A 23,853-nucleotide genomic window follows, 5' to 3' on the forward strand; every position below is an offset into this window, starting at 1 on the left:
GCAGGGCGGACACGGGCACGGGAGAGGCATGTGACGGCGACACACGCGCGGCCGCACGCGGGGGCAAGGGCGAGAGCGGGTGGCGCGCGGGGAGTGCGGGACGTGCTCGCGCTGGTTCTGTTGCCGCTCCCGCTCGTCGTCGCCGTACTGCCGGGTGCGTTCGCCGGCGGGGGGACACGGCGGTGGTTCGGGGGACGCGGGGAGAGTCAGCGGGCCGATGCACAGGCCGCGAAGGACGCGGCCGCGGAGGCGTTCTACGAGCTGGACACGGCGCAGCGGGATCTGCGGATCTCGATCGAGACGATCACGGCGGTGGACAGCTCGCCGGACGCGCGCCGGGTCGCGGACGAGTTCGCGGCACTGGGGCGGCGGATCGACGAGGTCAGTCACCGGTACATCACGGCGGTCGACGCGCATGATCTCGACCGGGACGATCTCGAAGCGTCGGTGGCGGCGCGGGCGCGTACGGAGCTGACGAAGGCCAAGGACGAGCTGGTCCGGGTCAAGAGCGAGCTGGACCGGTTCGCGCGAGGGCTGGGGCCGCTGCTGGACAAGGCGGAGACCCAGCTGGCTCGGCTGGCTCCGGCGGTGGAGCGGGCACGACAGGCGCTCCTCGCCGCGAGCAATGCTCTCGACTCGGTGCGGAGCTCCGGAATGCGGGCGGACGATCTCGCAGCCCGGCTGGCCGCGCTCGCACCCGAGCTGACCCGGCTCAACGAGGGTGCGGGCCGGCACGGGGTGGCGGAGACCCTCCAGCGCGCGGACCACGTGATGCGCGACGCCGAGGCGGTACGGGCGGAGGCGGAGCGGCTCCCGGAGCGCGCCGCCGAGATCGACCACCGGCTGGTGTCGTTGCGTACCCGAGCGCAGGCCCTCACCACCCGTGCGGGCGGTGTCGAGCCCATCCTCAGCGAGCTGCGGCGCCGCTTCACCGTCGCCTGCTGGCAGGACCTCCAGCCCGTCCCCGCGCAGGCGGCGGAGAGTGTCCGCCGGGCCGAGGAGAAGCTGAAGGAGGCCGCGAGGGCCCGGGACGAGCAGCGGTGGGCGGATGCGACAGCCCTCCTCGCCACGGTGCGTGCCCTGCTGAACAGCACGGACGAGGCGGTCTCGGCCGCCGGGGACCGGCTGCGCCGTCTCGACGCGGTCGCGAAGGACCCGCAGCAGGAGATCGACCGCACACGGTTCGCGATCCGCGACGCCCAGCGCCTCGCCATGGCGGGGCGCAGCACCCCGGACCCGCGCCACGCCCGCCCGTTGGACGACTCCGTGGCGCGCCTGGAGCGGGCCATCGCGGGGCTCGAGGGCCGCCATCCCGACTACTGGCACTTCCTGACCGAGACGGAGGCGGTGCGCGCGGCCGTCGCCCGCGTCGTCGGGCAGATCCGCGGCGACCGCGCCCCGGCCACGTAGGGCCTGGGCAGCCGGCGCGGGCGAGGAAGCCCCGGCAGGGCGCGTCGGACAGCCCGCCCTGGAAGTCCCTGGCAGGCCTCGTCGGACACCCGGCCCTGGCGAGGAGGCCCCGGCAGGGCACGTCGGACAGCCCGCCCTGGAAGCCCCTGGCAGGCCGCATCGGACGGCCGGGCAGCGCTGCTCCGGACAGCCGGCCCGGGCACGGCAGCTCCGGGGCAGCCGACCCCGGACGGGGCGGATCAGGGGCGCCCGTTTGTCGGCTCGTGCGCACGGGCGGATGCTGGAGTGAAGTTCGTTCGGCGGACGAAGGAGGCCACGATGGCATCCACTCAGCACACACACCATGCGCCGCACGCCAAGGCCCACCGGGTCCTGCTCGACGAGCACCTGCCCGTCGACCACCACCTCAGCCAGGTCTACCGCGTCGGCGCCGGGCTCATGGGGCTCGTTCTGCTCGCCTTCGGGATCCTCGGCCTGATCGACAACATCGGATTCTTCAACACGGGCAACGCCACCATCGCGGGCCTCAACACCAACGGCGCGCTGAGCGTGCTGTCCGTCTGCATCGGCCTGCTGCTCTTCGTGGGCATGGTCATCGGCGGGAATTTCGCCTCGACCCTCAACATGGTGCTCGGCGTCCTGTTCATCCTCAACGGCTTCCTCGGTCTCGGGTTCCTCGACACCGAGGCCAACTTCCTCAACTTCCGCATCCAGAACGTGCTCTTCAGCTTCGTCGTCGGGCTGCTGCTGATGTGGTTCGGGATGTACGGCAGGGTGGGCAGCGCACTCCCCCACGACAACCCGTACTGGAAGGCCCGGCACCCCGACGAGGCGGCCCACGAGGAACAGGCACGACAGCGCTGAGGCACGGTTAGTCTGTCCGCATGCCCCGTTACGAGTACCGCTGCCGTTCCTGCGACGACGTCTTCGAGCTGAGCCGGCCCATGGCCGAGTCCTCCGCTCCCGCCGCCTGCCCGGCCGGGCACGAGGACACCGTGAAGCTGCTGTCCGCCGTCGCCGTCGGCGGTACGAACACGGCCCCGGCCGCCCCGAGCGGTGGCGGTGGCGGTGGCTGCTGCGGAGGCGGCTGCTGCGGCTAGCCGGAGAGGGAGGCAGCCGGACGGGCCCTAGCTGTCGAGGTACCGCAGCACCGCGAGCACCCGTCGGCTGTAGCCCGCCGTCGCCTCCCCCGTCAGCTCCAGCTTGTCGAAGATCGCGTTGATGTGTTTCTCGACCGCGCTCTGCGACACGTGCAGCCGCGCCGCGATCGCCGCGTTCGTGTGCCCCTGTGCCATCTCGGCGAGCACCTCCCCCTCACGCCCGGTCAGCCGGGACAGCGGATCCGTGCGGGCGCTGCGTACGAGGAGGCGGCGTACGACCTCGGGGTCGAAGGCGGCCCGCCCCTCCCCCACCCGCTCCAACGCGTCGAGGAATTCGTCGACCTGCGCCACCCGGTCCTTGAGCAGGTAGCCGACGCCCGCCGGGTGGTCGCCGGTGAGCAGCTCGGTGGCGTACCGCTTCTCGACGTACTGAGAGAGCACCAGCACGCCCACCCCCGGCCAGCGCCCGCGGATCTCCAGGACCGCCCGCAGGCCCTCGTCGGTGTGGGTGGGTGGCATGCGTACGTCGGCGACCACCACGTCCGGGCGCCCGGCGGAGACGGCCGCGATCAGCCGGTCACCGTCTCCCACCGCCGCGAGCACCTCGTGGCCCTCCTCCGCGAGGAGCCGTACAAGGCCCTCTCGGAGCAAGGTCGAGTCCTCGGCCAGGATCACGCGCACGGCAGCTCCTTCGGCAGATTCGTCGGCAGATCCGGCGAACGTTTCGCCGGCAGGTCCGTCGGCAGGTTCATCGGCAGCTCCGCGGTGACGAGGGTGGGGCCGCCGGGCGGGCTGTAGACCGCGAACCGTCCGTCGAGGGCTGCGACCCGGCGCGCCAGCCCGGTGAGACCGCCGCATGAGGGGTCGGCGCCGCCGCGGCCGTCGTCCTCGACGCGCACCCGCAGGACGTCGCCGTCGCGCGCCAGCCGTACGTCGACACGGGTCGCGCCCGCGTGCTTGACGACGTTGGTGACGGCCTCGGAGACGACGAAGTACACGACCGTCTCGGCTTCCCCGGCCAGGGGTCCGTCGACGGCGTAGTCGACGCGCACCGGCAGGTTCGCGCGTTCGGCGACGCTCTCCAGGGCCGCGCGCAGCCCCGCCTCGTCCAGTACTGCGGGGTAGATCCGCCAGGCCACTTCGCGCAGCTCGGCCAGGGCGCGCCGGTTCTCCTCGTGGGCCTGGAGCAGGAGTTGGTCCGCGCGCTGCGGGTCGCGGCTGCGGCGGGCCCGGCCGAGCAGCATGCCGAGGGCGACGAGCCGCTGCTGGACGCCGTCGTGCAGGTCGCGTTCGATCCGGCGGCGTTCGTCGTGGACGGCGGACATGACCTCGGCGCGGCTGGTGGCGAGTTGGGCGATGCGCCGCTCCAGCGCGTCCTGCCGGCTGGGGCCGAGGAAGCGGCGGGCCAGCCGCACTTCGAGGAGGGCCGTTCCGAAGACGCCCTGGGCCGCCAGGAACAGCAGGAGCAGCGCGGCGGCGCTGCTCGCGGCGACCGTGCCCGGATCGCGAATGTCGGTGATCAGCCAGCCGTAGACGAAGAACGTGCCGTACCCCGCGCCCAGGACGACGTACAGCAGGACGACCGCGCCGAGCAGGCCCAGGGGCCAGCGGGCGGCGACGTAGCGGAGGGCACGGCCACCGGCGACGACACCGGCGCCCGCATCGCCATCGGAACCGGCACCGGCACCGGCACCGGCACCGGCACCGGCACCGGCGTACAGCCCTGATGTGGGCGGCATCGGCTCCCCGTGGAAGCGGGCAAGCCGGCGCCGTTCGAGACCGGCGAGCCGGGCCGCCGCGGCGTTCAGCGGACGCAGTACGGCGCGCCGGGCCCGCGGCAGGGCGGAAACCGGCAGCAGGACCAGTCCCGCGAGCACGACGAAGAGCAACTCGACGACGGCCGTCGCGGCGCCGATCGCCAGTCCGGTCGCATGCCGTATGCCGCGCGCTGCTGTGCTCTTCATGATCGGCCACGCTAGCGGGCTGTCCGGCTCGCGCACACTGCGGAAGACCACAGGGAAGTGTGCGGCGGCCTTCAGGGTGCGTTCAGCCGCGCCTGCCTAGCGTGGCAGCCATGAATCCGACGATCGAGAACAGCGGCGCCCCGGGCTGGATCAACAGCCTGATGGACACCCTCGGCGCACCGGGCGCGGGCATCGCCGTCGCCCTGGAGAACCTCTTCCCGCCCCTGCCGAGCGAAATCATCCTGCCGCTGGCGGGTTTCGCCTCGGCGACGGGACGGATGGATCTGCTCGCGGCGCTGCTGTGGACGACGGCCGGATCGGTGGTGGGCGCGCTGGCGCTGTACGGGGTCGGCGCGCTGCTGGGCCGGGAGCGTACGGTCGCGATCGCGGCGCGGCTGCCGCTGGTGAAGGTGGCGGACATCGAGCGGACGGAGGCGTGGTTCACCCGGCACGGGACGAAGGCCGTGTTCTTCGGGCGGATGATCCCGATCTTCCGCAGCCTGATCTCGGTGCCGGCGGGCGTCGCACGGATGCCGCTGCCCGTCTTCCTGGCTCTGACGGCGTTGGGCAGTGCCCTCTGGAACGCGGTGTTCGTGCTGGCCGGGTACTGGCTCGGCGACAACTGGGGGGCCGTGACCGGGTACGTCGACATGTACTCGAAGGCGGTGCTGGTGGCGGCGGTGGGAGCGGTGGTGCTGTTCGTGGGCGTGCGGGTGCTGCGGCCGGGGCCCGGGGCTCGGCGGGGCTAGCTCCCGCCGAGGCACCCCGCCCCACCCCGCAGGCTCAGTGCGTGGCAACCCCCGACCGGGTCGGCGCCGGCACCGTCGCGGTCCCCACGGTCGCCGACGCCGTCGCCGTCGCCGTCGCCGTCGCCGTCGCCGTCGCGAAGCGGCGCAGGATCTCCTCCCCCGCCGCCACCCCCCGCTCCCCGAGCGCGGTGACGTGCGGCGCCGACCAGTCGGTGTCGGCCAGTTCGCCGTGGGCCGGGCGCCAGGCGTGGTCGGCGGTCAGGAGGAGGTCGGCGTCGAGGAGGGAGTCGCCCGCGGCGAGGACGACCTCGGCGTCCGTGCGGCGGACGACCTCGTGGACGGCGGCGCTCTTGGTGAGCGGCTTCGGAACGGCGTAGATCTTGCGGCCCTGGAGGGAGACGGTCCAGCCCTTCGGCTCCGCCCAGGCGGCGAGCTCCGCCGTCCAGCCGTCCGGCAGGAGCGGGCGCTCGACGACGAGATACGCGAACAGGTCCTCGGCGACCCGCTCCTTGAGCAGCCACGCCGGGTCGGCCGCGGCGACCATGTGGGCGCGGACCTCGGCGAGCGAGGCGCACTCGTCCGCGAGCCGGGACGCGACGACGCGCTGCCAGTCGGGGTCGGAGGCACCGTCGACCAGCAGATGCCCGCCGTTGGCGCAGATCGCGAACCGCGCCGGGGGTCCCGGCAGATGGATGCGGCCGTACTGCTCGCGCGTACGGGTCGTCGTCGGTACGAAGACGGTCGTACGGGCCAGCTCGGGGAGCAGCCCCGCGGCCGTCTCCGTCATGTACGACAGCGGCTTGCCCTCGTACACCTCGACGCACAGGAGCCGCGGCGCCTGCGCGTCCGGCATCGGCAGCTGGAGCGCGGCGGCCGAGTAGATGAGCGTACGGTCCAGGTCGGTGGCGATCAGCGTGGTCACGGCGCGGCCACCGCCTTGCCGTCGGCGCCGGTCGCCCCGCGCGTGAACCGGGGGTGGATCAGCCCGACGCAGGTGTACGGGAGGCCGTCGACCTCCTCGACCGGTACGCCGCGCTGTTCGGCGAGCAGCCGTACGTGGTCGAGGTCGGCGCCCGCGCCCCGCGTGGCCAGGATCTTCCAGGGGACGCGGCGCAGCAGGACGCGGGTGGTCTCGCCGACGCCCGGCTTGACCAGGTTGACGTCGTGGATGCCGTACTCCTCGCTGATCCGCTCGACCGCCGCCCAGCCGGCCCAGGTGGGCGCCCGGTCGGCCGCCAGCAGCTCCTTGACCTCGGCGTCCACGGTGTCGGCCACCTCGTCGAAGCGGGCCGCGACGGTGTCCAGGAAGTGGCCCGAGACGTCCGCTCCGGCCAGCTCGCGGTAGTACTTCGCGCCGTGGAAGTCGTACGGGCCGACCAGGTCGGCGCGCAGGACGGTGCGCGATATCAGGCCGGAGACGGTGGAGTTGAGGCAGGCGGAGGGGATCAGGAAGTCCTCGCGCGTGCCGTACGTACGGACACAGCCGCCCGGGTCGGCGAGGACCGCGATCTCGGGGTTGAAGCCGTCGAACTCGCCGAGCGCGGCGGCCAGTTCGCGGGTGATGGCGCCCTTGCCGGTCCAGCCGTCGACGAACACGACGTCGGCCGGGTTGTGGTGGGCGGCGAGCCAGCGCAGCGCGTTGGCGTCGATGCCGCGGCCGCGCACGATCGACACGGCGTAGTGGGGCAGGTCGAGGCCGTGGCGGTGCTGGGCCCAGCGGCGCATGAGGACGCCGACGGGGGTGCCGGCGCGGGCGAGGGAGACGAGGACGGGGCGGGGCGTCCGCTCGGCGAGGACGGTCTCGGTGACGGTGCCGACGGCGCGGGCGATGCGGGTGGCCGAGGTGTCGAGCGCGGCGCGGAAGAGGTCCTGGTACTGGTCGCTGGGCTGGTACTCGACGGGCAGCGACTCGGCGTAGTGCGCGCCGCCGCTCTGTATCGCCTCCTCGCGCTCCTCGGTGGGGGCTTCGAGCTCGACGTCGGAGAGGTCCTGGAGCAGCCAGCCGACCTCTTCGGGGGCGTAGGAGGAGAAGCCGGGGCCGCGGAGGGGCTCGGGGAGCATGGGGGCCCTTTCGGGTGCTTCAGTCACCGTGGACACGTCGGGTGCTTCGGGAGCTTCGGGAGCTTCGGGTGCTTCGGGTACGTAGGAGGGGACGACGGCGAGCACGACGTGCGGTATGTGCGCGGCGAGCTGGGCCAGCAGGCCGTCGGGGGCGTGCAGTTCGGGCGTGTCCGCGGCCGAGTCGACGACGGCGACCACGGCGTCGAAGCCGGCGCCCGCGACGTTGTACGCGTACCGCTCGCCGGGGCCGTCGGCCGGGGCGTCGTGGGCCGGGAAGACCAGCCGGCTCCGTATCGCGTAGCCGGGGTCGTCCACGGCGAGGACGGGCGAGCGGGTGGTCGTCGAGTACCGCACCTCGGGCACGGCGCCGGCGTCCTCCAGGGCGTGGGCGAGGCGCAGCGGCGCGTACATCAGCTCCTCGCACCCGAGCACGAGGACGCGCCGCGGCCCGGGCGCGAGGAGCTCAGGCGCGAGGGGCCTGGGCGCCGCGCCCTCGTCCCCGGCCCCGGCGGTCTGGCCCGTCGCCGCTGAACCGAGGGCCTCTGAACCGAGGGCCTCGGCGATCCGGGCCGCCATGCCCGGGAGCGCGGCCTCCAGCGCGGCACGGTGCTCGGGGTGGAAGCCGTGCCGGCCGCCGTCGGGGACGCCGTGCGGCCACCCGAGGTCGACCCGGACGGCGGGTCGCGCACCGGACCGTGCGGACACCCCGGCACTCGCGGAACGACTGCCCACAACCCATGAGCCCGCCGCCTCGTGTTCCGCCACCAGTGCCTGGCCCTTCTCCAGGACCCCCGCCGGCAGGCGCACCGTGCCGGAGGCCGAGGACAGCAGGTCGATACGGGCGTCGATCTCCTTCGCGAAGGCCTCCAGACGGCCCAGGTCGTCCGCCGAGCGCATGTCGACCAGGGCCACGACCACGTACCGCCCGCGGCGCGGGTAGCGCTCGTGGAGATCGCGGATCGTGTTCAGCACGGTGTTGCCGGTGGAGAACTCGTCGTCCACGAGCACCAGTGGCCCGGACCCGGCCAGCAGCTCCGGGTCCTGCGGGAGCAGCAGGTGCGAGGTGGCGTGGGAGTGGGACTCCTCGAAGCCGCCCGCCGGGGCGATCCCGTCGACGGGGCGCCGGGTCGAGTGCAGGTACGGCGCTGAGCCGAGGCCGTCGGCGACCGAGTGGCCGAGGCCGGTCGCGGTCTCCGCGTAGCCGAGGACCACCGCGCGGGCGGCCTCGTCGGGGCCGAGCAGGTCGCGTACGCGCAGGCCGAGCGCGAAGCCGTGGCCGTACACGACGGCGGGGCTCTGCGGCACGTGCTTGCCGAGCACGTGCGACACCAGCAGATGCGCCCGTTTCGGGTTGCGCCGCAGGGCCATGCCCAGCAGCTCCTTCAGCCCCTCGTCACCGACGAGCTCCACTCCCAGCCGCTGGGAGACCCAGCTGCCCGACCACACCACGGTTTCGTCCTTCGTCATCGTCAGCCGGCCAGACCGGCGGTGAGCAGCTCCACGAAGCCCACGTCCGCGCGCGCGACACCGAACGCCTCGGCCCGCAGGAGCGTGCGCTCCGCCCAGGCGCGGTGCGGCTTCACCTCGTTCATCTTGTTCGTGTACGCCGAGCGCATCACGCCTCCTCCTCCCCGTTCGGGGCGAAGGATGTCCTGCGCGTCGCTGAACTCCTCATGGCTGACGACCGAGAGCGCGTGCACGGGCAGCACATGGGAGGGGTGGATGCAGGTCTTGCCGAGCAGTCCGTTGGCGCGGTCCATCTCGATCTCCCGCAGCAGTCCGTCGAGGTCGTGCTCGATCAGTGCGGTGCGCAGCTCCTCGGCCCGCACCTCCAGGAAGGGGCTGCGGCGCAGCTGCGGCTTGAACATGCGCTCCTGGAGCCGGAAGTACTCCCACACCGGCCCGGTGATGGTGAATCCCGTGCCGTCGGAGCGGCCCAGCACGTTGACGACGTCCCCGATGACGTTCGCGACGATCTGGACGTCGTACGCGGTCATGTCGGGCGAGCGCCGCAGTCCGTACGCCGAGCAGAAGTCGGTGACGCCGAGGCGCAGCGCGAGCACCCTGTCGCGGTGTGCCTCGACGATGCGGGCGATGCCGGCGAGCGTGTCGGCCCTGGTCTCCAGGTGCAGCAGTTCGGGCGATTCGAGCACGGGCATCACGTACAGCGTGCGACCGGTCTCGGCCTCGGCCGCGCGGACCGCCTCCAGGAAGGGGCCGCCGCGCTCCTCGGTGAACTTGGGCAGTACGAATCCGGACAGCAGCCGGGCCGTCCCGCCGAGGCGCCGGATCAGGTCGGTGATCTGGCCGGATTCGCGGACCCGGACGAACAGCAGCGGCACTTCCGCGCCACGCAGGACCAGACCCTCCAGCGCTTCGAACTGGCGGACGAGGTTCTCCTCGGCACCGGCGACTTCGGCGTCGTCGATCGAGTCCTCCAAGCACAGCACCATGGACACGACGCCCCGCGCGGCCTGCTTGAGGACGTCGTCGGCGAGGCGCGGCCTGGTCGCCGGGCTGTAGAGGGTGGCGCCGAGAGCGGCCGCGAGCGTACGGGCCGGGGAGCCCGCCTCGAATTCGGCGGGCTCTTTGTGGAACAGTTCCTTCCGCACAGTGGCCGGGATATGCCCGAAATGACGCATGTATGTCCCCCGTACTGCCTCTGCGGCCCTGTCGTCATGGTGGCCGGTAATAGTACGTAGAGCGAGGTGTCGCGAGTTCCCCGTGTGCATGAAATCCAGGTAACTCGTCTGCATATCGACCCTGGCACCGGGCCGCCCCGTCGGCCACCCCGGCCGTGTCCGCGCCCCCGCGTTGTCCGCCAGGGGCCCGGGAAGGCAGGATGACCGGCATGACGCACGCGATGCTGAAGGGCTCCAACGTTCCTCTCGGAGCGACGGCGGTACGAGCCGTCCTGCGCTGGTCCCCCGGACCCGGGGTGCCGGACGTCGACGCCTCCGCGCTGCTGCTGGGATCCGACGGCCGCGTGCGCTCCGACGAGGACTTTGTCTTCTACAACCAGCCGCGGCACCCGTCCGGGCTGGTGCGGCTGCTGCCGAAGAAGCGGACCGCCGAGGGGCTCACGGACACCGTGCAGGCCGATGTCGGCTCGCTCGATCCGTCGGTCGACCAGGTGGTGCTCTCGGCCTCCTCCGACGGCGGCACCTTCGCCGGCGTACAGGATCTGCGGATCATGCTGTACGACGCCGGCGCGGCGGACGGCGAGCCGCTCGCCACCTTCGACGTACGGCCGGAAACCGGCGAGGAGACCGCGATCATCTGCGGCGAGCTGTACCGGCGCGGGGACGGCTGGAAGTTCCGCGCGGTGGCGCAGGGGTATCCGACGGGGCTGATCGGTCTCGCCACGGCGTTCGGGATCTCGGTCGACGAGAGCGAGCCGCAGCCGCAGCAGCCTGAGTCCCAGTCCCAGCAGCAGGCGCAGCCGCAGCCCGAGTCCGCGACTGCGGCAGTGGCGGCTCCCCCCGCGATGCCGCCCGCGCCCCCGCAGCCGCAGTCGCCGCCCGAGCCCGGGACCCGGGCGGCACCCGCCTACGGCTACCCGCAGCCCGCGTACGGCTACCCGCAGCCGGCCGCCGCCCCCGCGGCCCAGCCCGCCTACGGCTATCCGCAGCCCGCCGCCGCGGCGGCACCCGCACCCGACCCGAATTTCCGGCTGCCCCCGATGGGACCGCAGTTCGTCCGCCAGTGAGCCGGGCGGCGAAGGCGCAGACAAGCGCGGCACGGCTCAGATCTTCGTCTTGTAGCCGCGCCCCCACTGCAGCCCCCAGCCGTACAGCCGATCCAGCTCCGCCTGGAAGCCGTACACGAACTTCACCTCACGGCGCACGGTCAGCTCGCCCTTGACGTTCTCCATGCTGAAGACCGCGCACGAGCGGGCCTGCGGGGCCCGCTCGTCCAGCTCTATCTCCACCCGCGGCCCGTTGCTGGGGTAGAGGGTCACCTTCGCGTGCGTACGGTCGAAGGCGGGCGTCCGGTCGTAGATGTAGACGAAGAACAGCAGCCGCTTGATCGACTCGCGGTGGTCGAGGTTGACGAACAGCGTCTCGCCCGAGGGCGCGCCGAACCGGTCGTCGCCGCTCAGCCGCACGTAGGGGGCCTCGTTCAGGCTGCCGAAGAAGCTGCCGAGCGGCTGCACCACGCCCTTGCTGCCGTCCGCCATCTCGTAGAGGCAGCCGAGGTCGAGGTCCACGTTGACGACGCCCTGGGTGTGCGCCTGGACCACATCGGGCTTGAAGAGCTTGAGGGGGTGCCGCAGCAGCCGTCCGCTCTGCTTGGAGCGGCCCTCGATGTCGCTCGTGCGCATCCGCCAGGAGAGATTGACCCGGAGGTTCCCGGTGGCCGCGCCCTGCTTGCTCAGCGAGACCTGCGGGTGCCGCTTGGTCAGCTGGATGGAGTTGGTGGCGGCGCTGCCCGAGTCGAACTGCGCTGCCCTGCCGCGCCACAAACCGTCCCAGAACGCCATGCCGTCCCACCCCTGCCTTTAGTCCCCTGCGCAACCGCACGGGGCGGCCCGGAGGCCGCTCGCCTCCTCAGGCCCTGGCCTGCCGCCCCGCTGAGAGCGTTCCTCAAACCCCGCGGCGTCACACTTCCTTCGCCGCGAGCTCCTTGTCGCCTCCGCCGCCCTCGGCCGCCGCGAGCCGCCGGTTGCGGGCGACCGACGACCAGAACGACCAGGCGATCAGGGCCACGCCGATGCCGCCGGTGACGACCTCGGGGATCTCGTACTGGATGGTGATCAGCAGGATCACGGCCAGCGCGCCGATCGCGTAGTGCGCGCCGTGCTCCAGGTAGACGTAGTCGTCGAGGGTGCCCTGGCGGACCAGGTAGACGGTCAGCGACCGGACGTACATGGCGCCGATACCGAGGCCGAGCGCGATGACCACGGGGTCGTTGCTGATCGCGAAGGCGCCGATGACACCGTCGAAGGAGAACGACGCGTCCAGCACCTCCAGGTACATGAACATGAAGAACGCGGCCTTGCCGACCAGCTTGACGGCGGAGACGGGCTTTCCGGCCTTCTTGGCCGCTTCCTCGGCCTCGTGCTCGCGCTCCTCCTCCTCTTCGAGCTTGTCCTCGAAGTAGCCGGAGAGGCCGCCGACGATCATGTACGTGATGAGGCCCGCGACACCGGCGAGCAGGACGGTCGCGGACTTGTCCGCGTGGGTGCCGCCGAACTGGTGGGCGTGGACGGCGAAGGTCGTCGCGGTGATGAGCAGGACGATCAGCGCGATGCAGGCCGCCAGCATGTCGATCTTGCCCAGCTTGGCCAGCGGGCGCTCCAGCCAGGCGAGCCACTTGATGTCACGGTCCTCGAAGATGAAGTCGAGGAAGATCATCAGGAGGAAAATGCCACCGAACGACGCGATCGCCGGGTGAGCGTCGGTAACCAGCTCCTCGTACTTCGCGTGGTCGTTCAGCGCGAGGTCGATGGCCTCGATCGGGCCCAGCCCCGCGGTGACCGAGACGATCACGACGGGGAAGACGAGCCGCATACCGAAGACGGCGATCAAGATGCCGATGGTGAGGAAGATCTTCTGCCAGAACTCGCTCATTTTCTTCAGCACGCCGGCGTTGACCACCGCATTGTCGAAGGAGAGCGAGACTTCGAGAATGGACAGGATTGCGACGAGCCAGAAGGCCGTCCACCCCCCGTAGAACACCGCAGCGACCAGGCCGAGCGCAGTGACTGCGAACGACCAGCCGAAGGTTTTCAGTACCACTGGCTACCCAATCGTTGTGTACGGTCTCCCCTCTCGTCGAGTAGGGGAATCCCCCGCGCCGTACGCGGCTTTACGAAACGTTGACCCCGAAGTCTAGAGCGATGCCCCGGAGCCCCGACGCGTACCCCTGCCCCACGGCCCGGAACTTCCACTCGCCTCCGTAGCGGTACAACTCACCGAAGATCATCGCGGTCTCGGTGGACGCGTCCTCGCTCAGGTCGTACCGCGCGAGTTCCTGCCCATCCGCCTGGTTCACGACACGGATGAACGCATTGTTCACCTGGCCGAAAGTCTGGCCGCGATTGTCGGCCTCGTGAATCGAGACCGGAAAGATGATCTTGTCGCAGTGCGCCGGCACCTTGGAAAGGTCCACGATCAGCGACTCGTCGTCCCCGTCACCCTCGCCGGTGAGGTTGTCGCCGGTGTGCTCGACCGAACCGTCCGGGCTCGTGAGGTTGTTGTAGAAAACGAACCATTCGTCACCGAGCACCCGCCCCGACTGGCACAGCAGCGCGCTGGCGTCGAGGTCGAACGGCGCCCCGGTGGTCGAGCGTGCGTCCCAGCCGAGCCCGATGAGGACCCGGGTGAGGTTCGGTGCGGCCTTGGAGAGGGAGACATTGCCTCCCTTGGCGAGTGTGACGCCCATGACGGTGGGTCCTCCCCTGTGTATGTGCGGAACAACAGCCGCGTCCGGCGCCGCACGGATGGTGTGCGGCGCCGGTTGCATTCTCCCGGGGGCCGTCCCCCGGCCCCCTTGGACGTACCTGCTATGTGTACGCGCTCTCTACGGCCGGCTCTCCTCGGCTCAGACGTTGACTCCGAAGTCCTGCGCGATACCGCGCAGACCCGAGGCGTAGCCCTGGCCGATGGCCCGGAACTTCCACTCCGCGCCGTTGCGGTACAGCTCGCCGAAGACCATGGCCGTCTCGGTCGAGGCGTCCTCGCTCAGGTCGTACCGGGCGAGCTCCTCACCGCTGGCCTGGTTCACGACGCGGATGAACGCGTTGCGGACCTGGCCGAAGGACTGCTGGCGGGTCTCGGCGTCGTAGATCGACACCGGGAACACGATCCGGGCGACATCGGCCGGCACGCCGGCCAGGTTCACCTTGATCTGCTCGTCGTCGCCTTCGCCCTCACCGGTGAGGTTGTCACCGGTGTGCTCGACCGAGCCGTCGATGCTCTTGAGGTTGTTGAAGAAGACGAAGTTTCCGTCACCCGTGACCTTGCCCTCCTCGTTCGTCAGCAGGGCGCTGGCGTCGAGGTCGAAGTCGGTACCGGTGGTGGTGCGGATGTCCCAGCCGAGACCGACGGTGACCGCGGTCAGGTTGGGGGCGGCCTTGGTCAGCGAGACGTTGCCGCCCTTGCTGAGGCTGACTCCCACGAGTCCTCCCAAGTGGTTTTCAGGGGCAGCGCCCCCGTCGTGCGTTGGCATCGGATCAACGACTGGATCCTAGTGACGGGTTCCCAGCCGAAACAGACACATCGACCAAAGAGTCAGAGGGTGTCGAGCGCCTTGACGTAGTCGTTGAGGTCGCGGGCGTCGGGCAGGGCGTTGACGACGGTCCACCGCACGACGCCCTCCTTGTCGATGACGAAGGTGCCGCGCACCGCGCAGCCCTTCGCCTCGTCGAAGACGCCGTACGCCCGCGAGGTCTCGCCGTGCGGCCAGAAGTCCGAGAGCAGCGGGTACTCCAGACCCTCCTGCTCGGCGAACACCCGCAGGGTGTGGATGGAGTCGTTGGAGACGGCGAGCAGCTGGGTGTCGTCGTTCACGAACTTCGGCAGCTCGTCGCGGAGCGCGCAGAGCTCGCCCGTGCACACGCCGGTGAAGGCGAACGGGTAGAACAGCAGCACCACGTTCTTCTCGCCGCGGAACTCGGCGAGGGTGACCGTCCGCCCGTGGTTGTCCTTCAGCTCGAAGTCCGGGGCCTTGGTGCCGACCTCGATCGCCATGTCCATTCCGTCCTCTCAGTGCGCCCGACCGGTGGTGCCGTCCACCCTAGGGCCTACGCACAGGACCCCCGCCGACGGGCGTCGGCGGGGGTCCCAGGACAGTCAGCGCTCAGCGCTTGCCGGACTTCGCCGCCTTGGGCGTGACCAGCCTGCTGCCGGTCCAGTCCTTGCCCGCGTTGATGCTCCTGGTCTGCGAGAGGCCGGCGGTCTGGGCGGCCTCGTTGATGTCGCTGGGCTCGACATAGCCGTCACGGCCGGTCTTGGGCGTCAGGAGCCAGATCTCCCCGCCTTCGTCGATCAGACCGATGGCGTCCACCAGTGCGTCCGTAAGGTCGCCGTCCTCGTCACGGAACCAGAGCAGGACGACGTCCGCGACGTCGTCGTAGTCCTCGTCGACGATTTCCTGGCCGATAACGGCCTCGATAGCCTCACGGAGCTCCTGCTCGACGTCGTCGTCGTAGCCGATCTCCTGGACCACCTGTCCGGGCTCGAACCCCAGCTTGATCGCCGGGTTGGTCCGCTCCTCCGCGTGGTCCGCGGTCGCGCTCACGGCTTGCCTCCTGATCTTGTTTCGGAAAATGCTTCAGCCGCGCGCGTACGCGAGGCGTTGGCCGTAGTCCACACGGGCGGGACCGATCGCGCAAGTACCCGGCCGCCGAGACCGCCGAAACGGTGACGTTTACGGCCGTCTCGCCGCAACTCCCGGCATGGACCGCCAGCGGCCCACCGCGCACCGGCCACCCTGAGGGAACTCCGGCTCTTCGCCACCTTTGTACGCTTCCGCGTCCCCGGTCCGCCAATCGGGGGCGGTTGATTACCGAACGGTAGAGATGACGTAAATGCTCCACGGGGTACACGATGGGGACGGCGTAACCCGACACCATCGGCGTGACCCCCACAGCCGGCGACCGAGCAGTCCCCTCCCCACCCACCGAGCAGTGAAGGATGAGCGTGGCTTCCGGATCCGATCGCAACCCGATCATCATTGGCGGCCTGCCGAGCCAGGTCCCGGACTTCGATCCGGAGGAGACCAGGGAATGGCTCGACTCCCTCGACGCCGCCATCGACGAGCGCGGCCGTGAGCGCGCCCGCTACCTCATGCTGCGCCTGATCGAGCGGGCCCGTGAGAAGCGTGTGGCCGTGCCCGAGATGCGCAGCACGGACTACGTGAACACGATCGCGACCAAGGACGAGCCGTTCTTCCCCGGCAACGAGGAGATCGAGCGCAAGATCCTGAACGCGACCCGCTGGAACGCCGCGGTGATGGTCTCCCGCGCGCAGCGCCCCGGCATCGGCGTCGGCGGCCACATCGCCACCTTCGCGTCCTCCGCGTCCCTGTACGACGTGGGCTTCAACCACTTCTTCCGGGGCAAGGACGAGGGCGACGGCGGCGACCAGATCTTCTTCCAGGGGCACGCCTCGCCCGGTATCTACGCCCGAGCGTTCCTGCTGGACCGGCTGAACGAGACCCAGCTCGACGCCTTCCGCCAGGAGAAGTCGAAGTACCCGAACGGGTTGTCGTCGTACCCTCACCCGCGGCTGATGCCGGACTTCTGGGAGTTCCCGACGGTGTCGATGGGCCTCGGCCCGATCGGCGCGATCTACCAGGCGCGGATGAACCGCTACATGGAGGCGCGCGGGATCGCCGACACCTCCAAGTCGCACGTGTGGGCGTTCCTCGGCGACGGCGAGATGGACGAGCCCGAGTCGCTCGGGCAGCTGTCCATCGCCGCGCGTGAGGGCCTGGACAATCTGACCTTCGTGGTCAACTGCAACCTTCAGCGGCTCGACGGCCCGGTGCGCGGCAACGGAAAGATCATCCAGGAGCTGGAGTCGATCTTCCGCGGTGCCGGCTGGAACGTGATCAAGCTGATCTGGGACCGCTCCTGGGACCCGCTGCTCGCGCAGGACCGGGACGGCGTGCTGGTCAACAAGCTGAACACCACGCCCGACGGCCAGTTCCAGACGTACGCGACCGAGACGGGTGCGTACATCCGCAAGCACTTCTTCGGCGACGACCACCGGCTGCGCGCCATGGTCGCGAACATGACCGACGACCAGATCCTGCACCTGGGGCGTGGCGGCCACGACCACAAGAAGATCTTCGCGGCGTACTCGGCGGCGCGCGCCCACAAGGGCCAGCCGACCGTGATCCTCGCCCAGACGGTCAAGGGCTGGACGCTCGGCCCGAACTTCGAGGGCCGCAACGCGACCCACCAGATGAAGAAGCTCACGGTCGACGACCTCAAGGGCTTCCGCGACCGTCTGCACATCCCGGTCACGGACCAGCAGCTGGAGAACGGCCTGCCGCCGTACTACCACCCGGGTCCGGACTCGGAGGAGCTCCAGTACATGCACGACCGCCGCAGCGGTCTCGGCGGGTACGTCCCGACCCGCGTCGTGCGGTCGAAGCCGCTGGTCCTGCCGGACGAGAAGACGTACGCGGCCGTGAAGAAGGGGTCCGGTCAGCAGTCGATCGCCACGACGATGGCGTTCGTCCGGCTACTGAAGGACCTCATGCGGGACAAGGAGATCGGCAAGCGGTTCGTGCTGATCGCGCCGGATGAGTACCGCACGTTCGGCATGGACTCGTTCTTCCCGAGTGCGAAGATCTACAACCCGCTGGGCCAGCAGTACGAGGCCGTGGACCGTGAGCTGCTGCTCGCGTACAAGGAGTCCCCGACCGGGCAGATGCTGCACGACGGCATCTCGGAGGCGGGCTGCACGGCGTCGCTGATCGCGGCGGGTTCGGCGTACGCGACGCACGGCGAGCCGCTGATCCCGGTGTACGTCTTCTACTCGATGTTCGGTTTCCAGCGGACCGGTGACCAGTTCTGGCAGATGGCCGACCAGCTGGCGCGCGGTTTCGTCCTGGGTGCGACCGCCGGGCGTACGACCCTGACCGGCGAGGGCCTCCAGCACGCGGACGGCCACTCGCAGCTGCTGGCGTCGACGAACCCGGGCTGTGTCGCGTACGACCCGGCCTTCGGCTTCGAGATCGCGCACATCGTCGAGGACGGCCTGCGGCGGATGTACGGCTCCGACGGCGAGCACCCGCACGGCGAGGACGTCTTCTACTACCTGACCGTCTACAACGAGCCGATCCAGCACCCGGCCGAGCCGGCCGACGTGGACGTCGACGGCATCCTCAAGGGCATCCACCGCTACAAGGCGGGCGAGGCCGGCGAGATCCCGGCGCAGATCATGGCGTCCGGTGTCGCGGTGCCGTGGGCGGTCGAGGCGCAGCGGATCCTCGCCGAGGAGTGGAACGTACGGGCCGATGTGTGGTCGGCGACGTCCTGGAACGAGCTGCGGCGCGAGGCGGTCGCGGCCGAGGAGCACAACCTGCTCCACCCGGAGGAGGAGCAGCGCGTCCCGTTCGTGACGCAGAAGCTGGGCGGCTCGGAGGGCCCGTTCGTGGCGGTCTCCGACTGGATGCGGTCGGTGCCGGACCAGATCTCCCGCTGGGTGCCGGGCCGCTACGCCTCGCTCGGCGCGGACGGCTTCGGCTTCGCGGACACGCGGGGTGCGGCGCGCCGCTACTTCCACATCGACGCCCAGTCGATCGTGCTGGCCGTCCTCACCGAGCTGGCCAAGGACGGCCGGGTCGACCGCTCCGTCCTCAAGCAGGCGGTCGACCGCTACCAGCTCCTGGACGTGACGGCGGCGGACCCGGGCACGGCGGGCGGCGACGCGTAGGTTTTTCCCGGGGGGACTGCGTCCCCCCGGGCCCCGCAGTGGACCCCGGGGGCCGCGGCGGGGACGAAGCAGCCCATAGCATGCTGGGCATGACTGACACGTCCGCTCAGCTCCGGTGGGAGCGGCGCACCCAGGGCCCGCTGCTGTGGCTGGCCGTCGCCTTCGCCGTCGCGTATGCCATACCGGTGGTCGCGCCGGACTCGGACGACTGGGTGCACGACGTGTGCCACGTCGTCAACTGGGCGGTCTGGGGTGCCTTCGCCGCCGACTACGCGGTCCGGCTCTGGCTCACGGACGAGAAGTGGCGCTTCGTCCGCGCCAATCCGCTGTCGCTGCTCGCCGTGGTGCTGCCGATGCTTCAGCCCCTGCGGCTGCTCAAGCTCGTCTCCATGCTGCTGCTGGCCGGGCAGCGGGCCAGGTTGGCGTCGCAGGTGCAGGTGACGACGTACGTCGCCGGGTCCTGCCTGGGTCTGCTGATCTTCGGCGCGCTGGCCGTGCTGGAGGTGGAGCGCCACGCTCCGGGGGCCTCGATCCGCTCGCTGGGGGACGCCCTGTGGTGGGCGTTCACCACGATGACGACCGTGGGGTACGGGGACATGGCCCCGACCACCGGCCTCGGCCGGGTGCTCGCGGTCGGGCTGATGCTGTCGGGGATCGCCCTGCTGGGTGTGGTGACGGCCAATATCGCCGCCTGGTTCATCGCCCGCTTCGAGAAGGACGAGGGGCTGGAACTGCGGCAGGCCGAGGCGCTGGAGGCGCTCACCTCGGAGGTACGGGCACTGCGCGCCGAGGTCGCGGCGCTCAGGAGCGATGGCGCAGTGCCCGCGCAGGCGACAGGCCCTAGCTCTCCCACACCTTGAAGGCCCGCACCCGGTACGGCGACTGCGGCACCCACGTACCGCCGCCCGGGTAGGTCTCGAACTCGCCCGTCTCCGCGCACTCCTCCGACTGGTACGTGGTCACGGGCCGCCCGGTCCGGTTCACCACCGCCTGCGCGCTGGTCCCGGGCGGAAGCGGTACGCAGGACTCGATGTCGAGCCCGGCCAGCTCGTAGAGGTGCCGAGGACCCTCGAAGCCCGGTTGCTCCCAGAGACACAGCTCGCCGGGGCCGCACGCGCCCGACAGGGGCGCCGCGTGGGCGGCGGCGGGTGCGAGCAGGGTGGCGGCGCTCAGGCCGGCGGTGCTCAGGGCCGCGGCGCTCAGGGCTGCGGCGAGGACGGTCGTACGCATGACGGATCAACCCCCGTGGTGACGGATCCGCGTGGTCACGGATCACTTGCCCGCACCCTGGCCCCCGGCGACGGCGACGGGGAAGGCCCGCCCGTACGAACCATCCGGATAGGCGACAGCCCCGCCGGCAGGCCCGGCGGGGCTGTCGTACGTCACGCGGTTGACGTCAGATGTGGGCCGCTCCCGCGCCCGCCTCCGCGTTCTCACCGCGCTTGGTGAAGATCGCCACGCCGGCGGCGACCACGGCGACGACCGCCGCGACACCGCAGGCCAGGCCCATGCCCGACATGAAGATGTCGTGCGTGATACCGGTGATCGTCGCGACGACCGGCTCGGGGGTGCCCTCGGCCACCGGCGGCGTGCCCGCCGCTACGGCGTCGGTCGCCTGGGCGAGCTGCTCCGGCGCGAGCGGGGGCAGCTTGGCCTCGGCCCACTTCTCGGGGAACTCGCTGTCGACCGTGGAGGCCATCACCGCGCCGAGGACGGCCGTGCCGAGCGCGCCGCCGACCTGCATCGCGGCCTGCTGGAGCCCGCCCGCGACACCGGACAGCTCCAGCGGCGCGTTGCCGACGATGACCTCGGTGGCGCCGACCATCACCGGGGCGAGGCCCAGGCCGAGCAGCGCGAACCAGAGCGACATCAGCAGCCCGCTCGTGTCCGTCGTCAGCGTGGTCATGCCGAACATCGCCGCCGCGGTCAGCACCATGCCGCCGACCAGCGGAATCCGCGGGCCGACCTTGGTGATCAGGGCTCCGGCGATCGGCGAGGAGACGATCATCATGCCGGTGAGCGGCAGCAGGTGCAGTCCGCTGTCGACCGGGCTCATGCCGTGGACGCCCTGGAGGTAGAACGTCACGAAGAACAGGCCGCCCATGAAGGCGAACGCCATCAGCACCATGAGGATCGTGCCCGCGGAGAGCGGCACCGAGCGGAACAGCCCCAGCGGGATCAGCGGCTCCTTCGCCCGGGTCTCCCAGAAGGCGAAGAGCGCGAAGCACAGCACCGCGCCGCCGAGCAGGCCCCAGGTCTTCGGATCGCCCCAACCCCCGCTCTCGCCCGCCTTGATGATCGCGAAGACGAGGCAGAACATCGCGCCGGAGAGCAGCGCGATGCCGGGGATGTCGAACGAGCGCGGGGCGTTCTCCGCGCGGTGGTCCTTGAGGATGACCAGTCCGAGGGCCAGCGCGAGGACGCCGACCGGCACGTTGATGAAGAAGACCGACTGCCAGCTGACGTGCTCGACGAGCACACCGCCGAGGATCGGGCCGCCGGCGGTGGAGGCGCCGATGACCATGCCCCAGATGCCGATCGCCATGTTCAGCTTCTCGGCGGGGAAGGTCGCCCGCAGCAGGCCGAGCGCGGCGGGCATCAGCAGGGCGCCGAAGACACCCTGGAGCACGCGGAAGACCACGACCAGCGTGACGCTGTCGGAGAGTCCGATGGCCGCGGAGGCGGCGGCGAAGCCGGCTATGCCGATCAGGAAGGTCTGCCGGTGGCCGAAGCGGTCGCCCAGCTTGCCCGCGGTGATCAGGCTGACCGCGAGGGCGAGGAGGTAGCCGTTGGTGATCCACTGGACCTGGGCGAAGGTAGCGCCGAGATCGGTCTTGATCACGGGGTTGGCGATCGCGACGATCGTGCCGTCCAGCGCGACCATCATCACGCCGATGGCCACGGAGAAGAGCGTCAGCCAGGGGTGGCCGCGGAGCCCCTTGGCCGGCGCCGGTGCGGGACCGGAGTCCGTCGGCGGCGCCTTGTCGACAGTGATCTGACTAGTCATGCGCACGAGGCTAATGTCAGCCACTGACAGTTGACAAAGCATTTCATGAGTCGGTAACTGTCATATCGCTCACAGGTACGCTGAGCTGGGAAAAGCAACGAGAAGACGGCGGAGAGCAGGCTGAACGGTGACGGGAACCGGACTGCGTGAGCTGAAGAAACAGCGCACCCGCGACGCCCTTCTGCGCGCCTCGCTCGAACTCTTCACGACACAGGGGTACGAGCACACGACGGTCGACGAGATCGCGGACGCCGTCGAGGTGTCCCAGCGCACCTTCTTCCGGTACTTCGCCAGCAAGGAAGAGGCCGTCTTCACCATCCAGGAGATGGTCGAGTCGCACTTCATGGCGGCCCTGCGCGCACGGCCCGCCGAGGAGGGGCCGTTCGACGCGATGCGCAACGCCGTGCTGTCCTCCTGGGACACGATCGGCGAGGCCATCGAAGCGGTCGTCCCGGTCGAACTCCACATGCGGACCTACCAGATGATCGAGTCCACACCCGCGCTGCTCGCCGTCCATCTGCGCCGCTACGCCGAACTGGACGAGGAGGTCGCCCGGCTGATCGCCGACCGCGAGGGCCTCGACGTGGACGCCGACCCGCGCCCGCGCGTCGCCGTCGCCGCGTTCGCCGGTGTGATGCGGGTGACCGGCCGGCTCTGGGGCAGGGGCGAGGACCCGAGCCTGGAGGCCATCCGGGACCTGACCGAGAGCTACCTCGACCACCTGGGGCCGGCGCTGGCCGCCGACTGGCGGACGTAGCGCCCCGGAGTTCACCCGCGCGCCGGATGCATCGGAGCGTACGGGCGGCGCGTACGCAGAGTAGCGCGACGCCCCGCGCGCCCCCTCGGACGCGTGATCTCCCTCACGGTCTTCGTGGCGCCACTGCGGCGGCCCCTAGGCTGTCCCCTCAGTGACTCCTTTCGACTCCTCCCCCACCCTGAACGTCTGGCGTGCGCTGCTTGCTCTGGCCGTCGTGTTCGTGTTGCTCGCGACCACCGGCTGGACCGCCGTACGCAATCAGCGCGGTCCCGGCGAGCCCAAGGAAGTCGCGCTCGCCGCCTGGCGGAACGCCACGATCGGCACCCGCGCGCTGCCCGACCCCGAGTCGCCGCCGCGGCTGCTGGCCGGGTTCTTCGCCGCCATAGGCGCGAAGCGGTCGGCCGCGCTGGCCGACCGCCACCCCCTCGTCGTGGGCAACCTCAACGGCGCCCCCGTCGCCCTGCGTTATCGCGCCAACCGGGTCGCCCTCACCCAGGCGCGCGAGGTCGAGGCGGCGCGGATGGAGGACAGCCGGCTCTCCGCGGACGGCCGGCAAGAAGCGGGCCGGCGGATGCACCGGTTTGAGTCAATGCTGCGCGCCGGCCGGCAGATCCTCGCCTTCGACCCCTCGGGCAAGGGCCGGGCCGCCGAGGTGTTCGGCGACCTCGACCGTGCCCGGCGGGTCTCGGTGATCGTGCCCGGAGTCGACACCCATCTCCTCACCTTCGAGCGGACCGAGCGCAAGTACTCGGCCCCGGCGGGCATGGCCGAATCGCTGTACGCCGCCGAACGCGACGCCTCCCCCCGCACCTCGACCGCCGTCATCGCCTGGGCCGACTACACCTCGCCCGCCGGGATCGGCCTGGACGCCTCGACCGGCAAACTCGCCGCGGACGGCGCCGAACGGCTGGTGGCACTGACCGAGGCGCTGCCGGGCGACTCCGCCGTGTCGCTCTTCTGCCACAGCTACGGCTCCGTTCTGTGCGGGGTCGCCGCCCAGGAACTGCCCGCCCGGGTCGGCGACATGGCCGTCGCCGGCAGCCCCGGAATGCGGACCGAGAACGCGGCCCAGCTGCGTACGGACGCCCGGGTGTGGGCGATGCGGGACCACGACGACTGGATTCAGGACGTGCCGAACCTGAATGTCGGCGGACTCGGCCACGGCGCGGACCCGGTGGCGCCCGAGTTCGGCGCCCGGTTGCTGTCGGCGGCCGGCGCGGTCGGCCACGCGGGCTATTTCGAGCCGGGTACGGAGAGCCTGGACAACTTCGCCGAGATAGGCGTCGGTTCGTACCGCACGGTGAGCTGCGCCGGCGGCGAGGACTCCTGCCGCAGCGGAATCCCGGACACCCCTGAGGCCCGGCGCGCGTAGTGGCGCGGGGCGGGGCGCGAGGCGGGTTGCCGCCGGGGTG

Annotated in this window: 22 protein-coding genes; 9 read left to right on the plus strand and 13 right to left on the minus strand. The window is 71.0% G+C overall.

From position 1 onward, the window contains the following. Window positions 1-30 precede the first annotated feature (30 nt). The 3 genes from ABT342_RS28905 (at window position 31) to ABT342_RS28915 (ending at window position 2,510) form a co-directional block, all read left to right on the plus strand. A complete protein-coding gene (locus tag ABT342_RS28905) occupies window positions 31-1,410 on the plus strand; it encodes a hypothetical protein (RefSeq protein ID WP_351580158.1) in 1,380 nt (459 codons plus the stop codon). 318 nt (window positions 1,411-1,728) lie between these two features. Continuing rightward, window positions 1,729-2,274: a DUF4383 domain-containing protein gene (locus ABT342_RS28910; protein WP_351580162.1), complete on the plus strand. Its 546-nt coding sequence runs from the start codon at window positions 1,729-1,731 to the stop codon at window positions 2,272-2,274. A gap of 20 nt (window positions 2,275-2,294) precedes the next feature. Then, a complete protein-coding gene (locus tag ABT342_RS28915) occupies window positions 2,295-2,510 on the plus strand; it encodes an FmdB family zinc ribbon protein (RefSeq protein ID WP_351580165.1) in 216 nt (71 codons plus the stop codon). A 27-nt stretch (window positions 2,511-2,537) separates the two neighbouring features. Here ABT342_RS28915 and ABT342_RS28920 read toward each other — a convergent pair whose 3' ends face one another. Together ABT342_RS28920 and ABT342_RS28925 are read right to left on the minus strand one after the other, a co-directional pair. Next, window positions 2,538-3,191, minus strand: a complete 654-nt coding sequence (locus ABT342_RS28920) for a response regulator transcription factor (RefSeq protein WP_351580168.1) — start codon at window positions 3,189-3,191, stop codon at window positions 2,538-2,540. Then, window positions 3,182-4,474 (minus strand): ATP-binding protein, encoded by a 1,293-nt coding sequence (locus tag ABT342_RS28925; protein WP_351580171.1) that lies wholly within the window; start codon window positions 4,472-4,474, stop codon window positions 3,182-3,184. The genes ABT342_RS28920 and ABT342_RS28925 overlap by 10 nt, the downstream gene beginning before the upstream one ends. A gap of 110 nt (window positions 4,475-4,584) precedes the next feature. On the opposite strand from ABT342_RS28925, the gene ABT342_RS28930 reads away from it, so the two are divergent. Then, window positions 4,585-5,223, plus strand: coding sequence for a DedA family protein (locus tag ABT342_RS28930; RefSeq protein ID WP_351580174.1), 639 nt, complete (start codon window positions 4,585-4,587; stop codon window positions 5,221-5,223). A gap of 34 nt (window positions 5,224-5,257) precedes the next feature. On the opposite strand, the gene ABT342_RS28935 is transcribed toward ABT342_RS28930, so the two are convergent. The 3 genes from ABT342_RS28935 to ABT342_RS28945 are packed head-to-tail and all read right to left on the minus strand — an operon-like array spanning window position 5,258 to window position 9,926. After that, entirely contained in the window at window positions 5,258-6,145 is an 888-nt protein-coding gene (locus ABT342_RS28935) for an HAD family hydrolase (protein ID WP_351580177.1), read from the minus strand. Further along, window positions 6,142-8,751: a phosphoribosyltransferase gene (locus ABT342_RS28940; RefSeq protein ID WP_351580180.1), complete on the minus strand. Its 2,610-nt coding sequence runs from the start codon at window positions 8,749-8,751 to the stop codon at window positions 6,142-6,144. The genes ABT342_RS28935 and ABT342_RS28940 overlap by 4 nt, the downstream gene beginning before the upstream one ends. Before the next feature lie 2 nt (window positions 8,752-8,753). Further along, window positions 8,754-9,926, minus strand: coding sequence for an HpcH/HpaI aldolase/citrate lyase family protein (locus tag ABT342_RS28945; RefSeq protein WP_351580183.1), 1,173 nt, complete (start codon window positions 9,924-9,926; stop codon window positions 8,754-8,756). Between the two features lie 209 nt (window positions 9,927-10,135). Here ABT342_RS28945 and ABT342_RS28950 point away from each other — a divergent pair, with 209 nt between their 5' ends. Next, window positions 10,136-10,993: a TerD family protein gene (locus ABT342_RS28950; RefSeq protein ID WP_351580186.1), complete on the plus strand. Its 858-nt coding sequence runs from the start codon at window positions 10,136-10,138 to the stop codon at window positions 10,991-10,993. A 36-nt stretch (window positions 10,994-11,029) separates the two neighbouring features. Here ABT342_RS28950 and ABT342_RS28955 read toward each other — a convergent pair whose 3' ends face one another. From ABT342_RS28955 to ABT342_RS28980, 6 genes are all read right to left on the minus strand, one after another. After that, window positions 11,030-11,767 carry a TerD family protein gene (locus ABT342_RS28955; RefSeq protein WP_351580189.1) on the minus strand — a complete coding sequence of 246 codons (738 nt, stop codon included), beginning with the start codon at window positions 11,765-11,767 and terminating at the stop codon, window positions 11,030-11,032. A gap of 118 nt (window positions 11,768-11,885) precedes the next feature. Further along, the gene (locus tag ABT342_RS28960) at window positions 11,886-13,025 is read right to left on the minus strand and encodes a DUF475 domain-containing protein (protein ID WP_351580192.1); all 1,140 of its coding nucleotides are present in this window, start codon (window positions 13,023-13,025) and stop codon (window positions 11,886-11,888) included. A gap of 70 nt (window positions 13,026-13,095) precedes the next feature. Then, the gene (locus ABT342_RS28965) at window positions 13,096-13,671 is read right to left on the minus strand and encodes a TerD family protein (protein ID WP_351580194.1); all 576 of its coding nucleotides are present in this window, start codon (window positions 13,669-13,671) and stop codon (window positions 13,096-13,098) included. Window positions 13,672-13,830: 159 nt separating this feature from the next. After that, on the minus strand, window positions 13,831-14,406 hold the full coding sequence (locus ABT342_RS28970; RefSeq protein ID WP_351580197.1) for a TerD family protein: 576 nt from the start codon (window positions 14,404-14,406) through the stop codon (window positions 13,831-13,833). A 113-nt stretch (window positions 14,407-14,519) separates the two neighbouring features. Then, on the minus strand, window positions 14,520-14,978 hold the full coding sequence (locus tag ABT342_RS28975) for a peroxiredoxin (protein ID WP_351580200.1): 459 nt from the start codon (window positions 14,976-14,978) through the stop codon (window positions 14,520-14,522). Between the two features lie 109 nt (window positions 14,979-15,087). Beyond that, on the minus strand, window positions 15,088-15,528 hold the full coding sequence (locus ABT342_RS28980) for a DUF3052 domain-containing protein (RefSeq protein ID WP_351580203.1): 441 nt from the start codon (window positions 15,526-15,528) through the stop codon (window positions 15,088-15,090). A 401-nt stretch (window positions 15,529-15,929) separates the two neighbouring features. On the opposite strand from ABT342_RS28980, the gene aceE reads away from it, so the two are divergent. Together aceE and ABT342_RS28990 are read left to right on the plus strand one after the other, a co-directional pair. Beyond that, the gene (gene aceE / locus ABT342_RS28985) at window positions 15,930-18,677 is read left to right on the plus strand and encodes a pyruvate dehydrogenase (acetyl-transferring), homodimeric type (protein ID WP_351580206.1); all 2,748 of its coding nucleotides are present in this window, start codon (window positions 15,930-15,932) and stop codon (window positions 18,675-18,677) included. An 80-nt stretch (window positions 18,678-18,757) separates the two neighbouring features. Beyond that, complete coding sequence (locus ABT342_RS28990) at window positions 18,758-19,537, plus strand: potassium channel family protein (protein WP_351580209.1); 780 nt, start codon at window positions 18,758-18,760, stop codon at window positions 19,535-19,537. Here ABT342_RS28990 and ABT342_RS28995 read toward each other — a convergent pair. Together ABT342_RS28995 and ABT342_RS29000 are read right to left on the minus strand one after the other, a co-directional pair. Further along, window positions 19,518-19,907: a peptidase inhibitor family I36 protein gene (locus tag ABT342_RS28995; protein WP_351580212.1), complete on the minus strand. Its 390-nt coding sequence runs from the start codon at window positions 19,905-19,907 to the stop codon at window positions 19,518-19,520. The genes ABT342_RS28990 and ABT342_RS28995 overlap by 20 nt on opposite strands. A gap of 166 nt (window positions 19,908-20,073) precedes the next feature. Then, window positions 20,074-21,684, minus strand: a complete 1,611-nt coding sequence (locus tag ABT342_RS29000; protein WP_351580216.1) for an MFS transporter — start codon at window positions 21,682-21,684, stop codon at window positions 20,074-20,076. A 127-nt stretch (window positions 21,685-21,811) separates the two neighbouring features. Here ABT342_RS29000 and ABT342_RS29005 point away from each other — a divergent pair, with 127 nt between their 5' ends. Together ABT342_RS29005 and ABT342_RS29010 are read left to right on the plus strand one after the other, a co-directional pair. Further along, window positions 21,812-22,441: a TetR family transcriptional regulator gene (locus ABT342_RS29005; protein WP_351580219.1), complete on the plus strand. Its 630-nt coding sequence runs from the start codon at window positions 21,812-21,814 to the stop codon at window positions 22,439-22,441. 151 nt (window positions 22,442-22,592) lie between these two features. Continuing rightward, window positions 22,593-23,813 carry an alpha/beta hydrolase gene (locus ABT342_RS29010; protein WP_351580222.1) on the plus strand — a complete coding sequence of 407 codons (1,221 nt, stop codon included), beginning with the start codon at window positions 22,593-22,595 and terminating at the stop codon, window positions 23,811-23,813. The last annotated feature ends 40 nt before the right edge of the window (window positions 23,814-23,853 follow it).

Origin of the sequence: Streptomyces sp. NPDC000410, assembly GCF_040300305.1 — a bacterium.
In the GTDB taxonomy this organism is placed as follows: domain Bacteria; phylum Actinomycetota; class Actinomycetes; order Streptomycetales; family Streptomycetaceae; genus Streptomyces.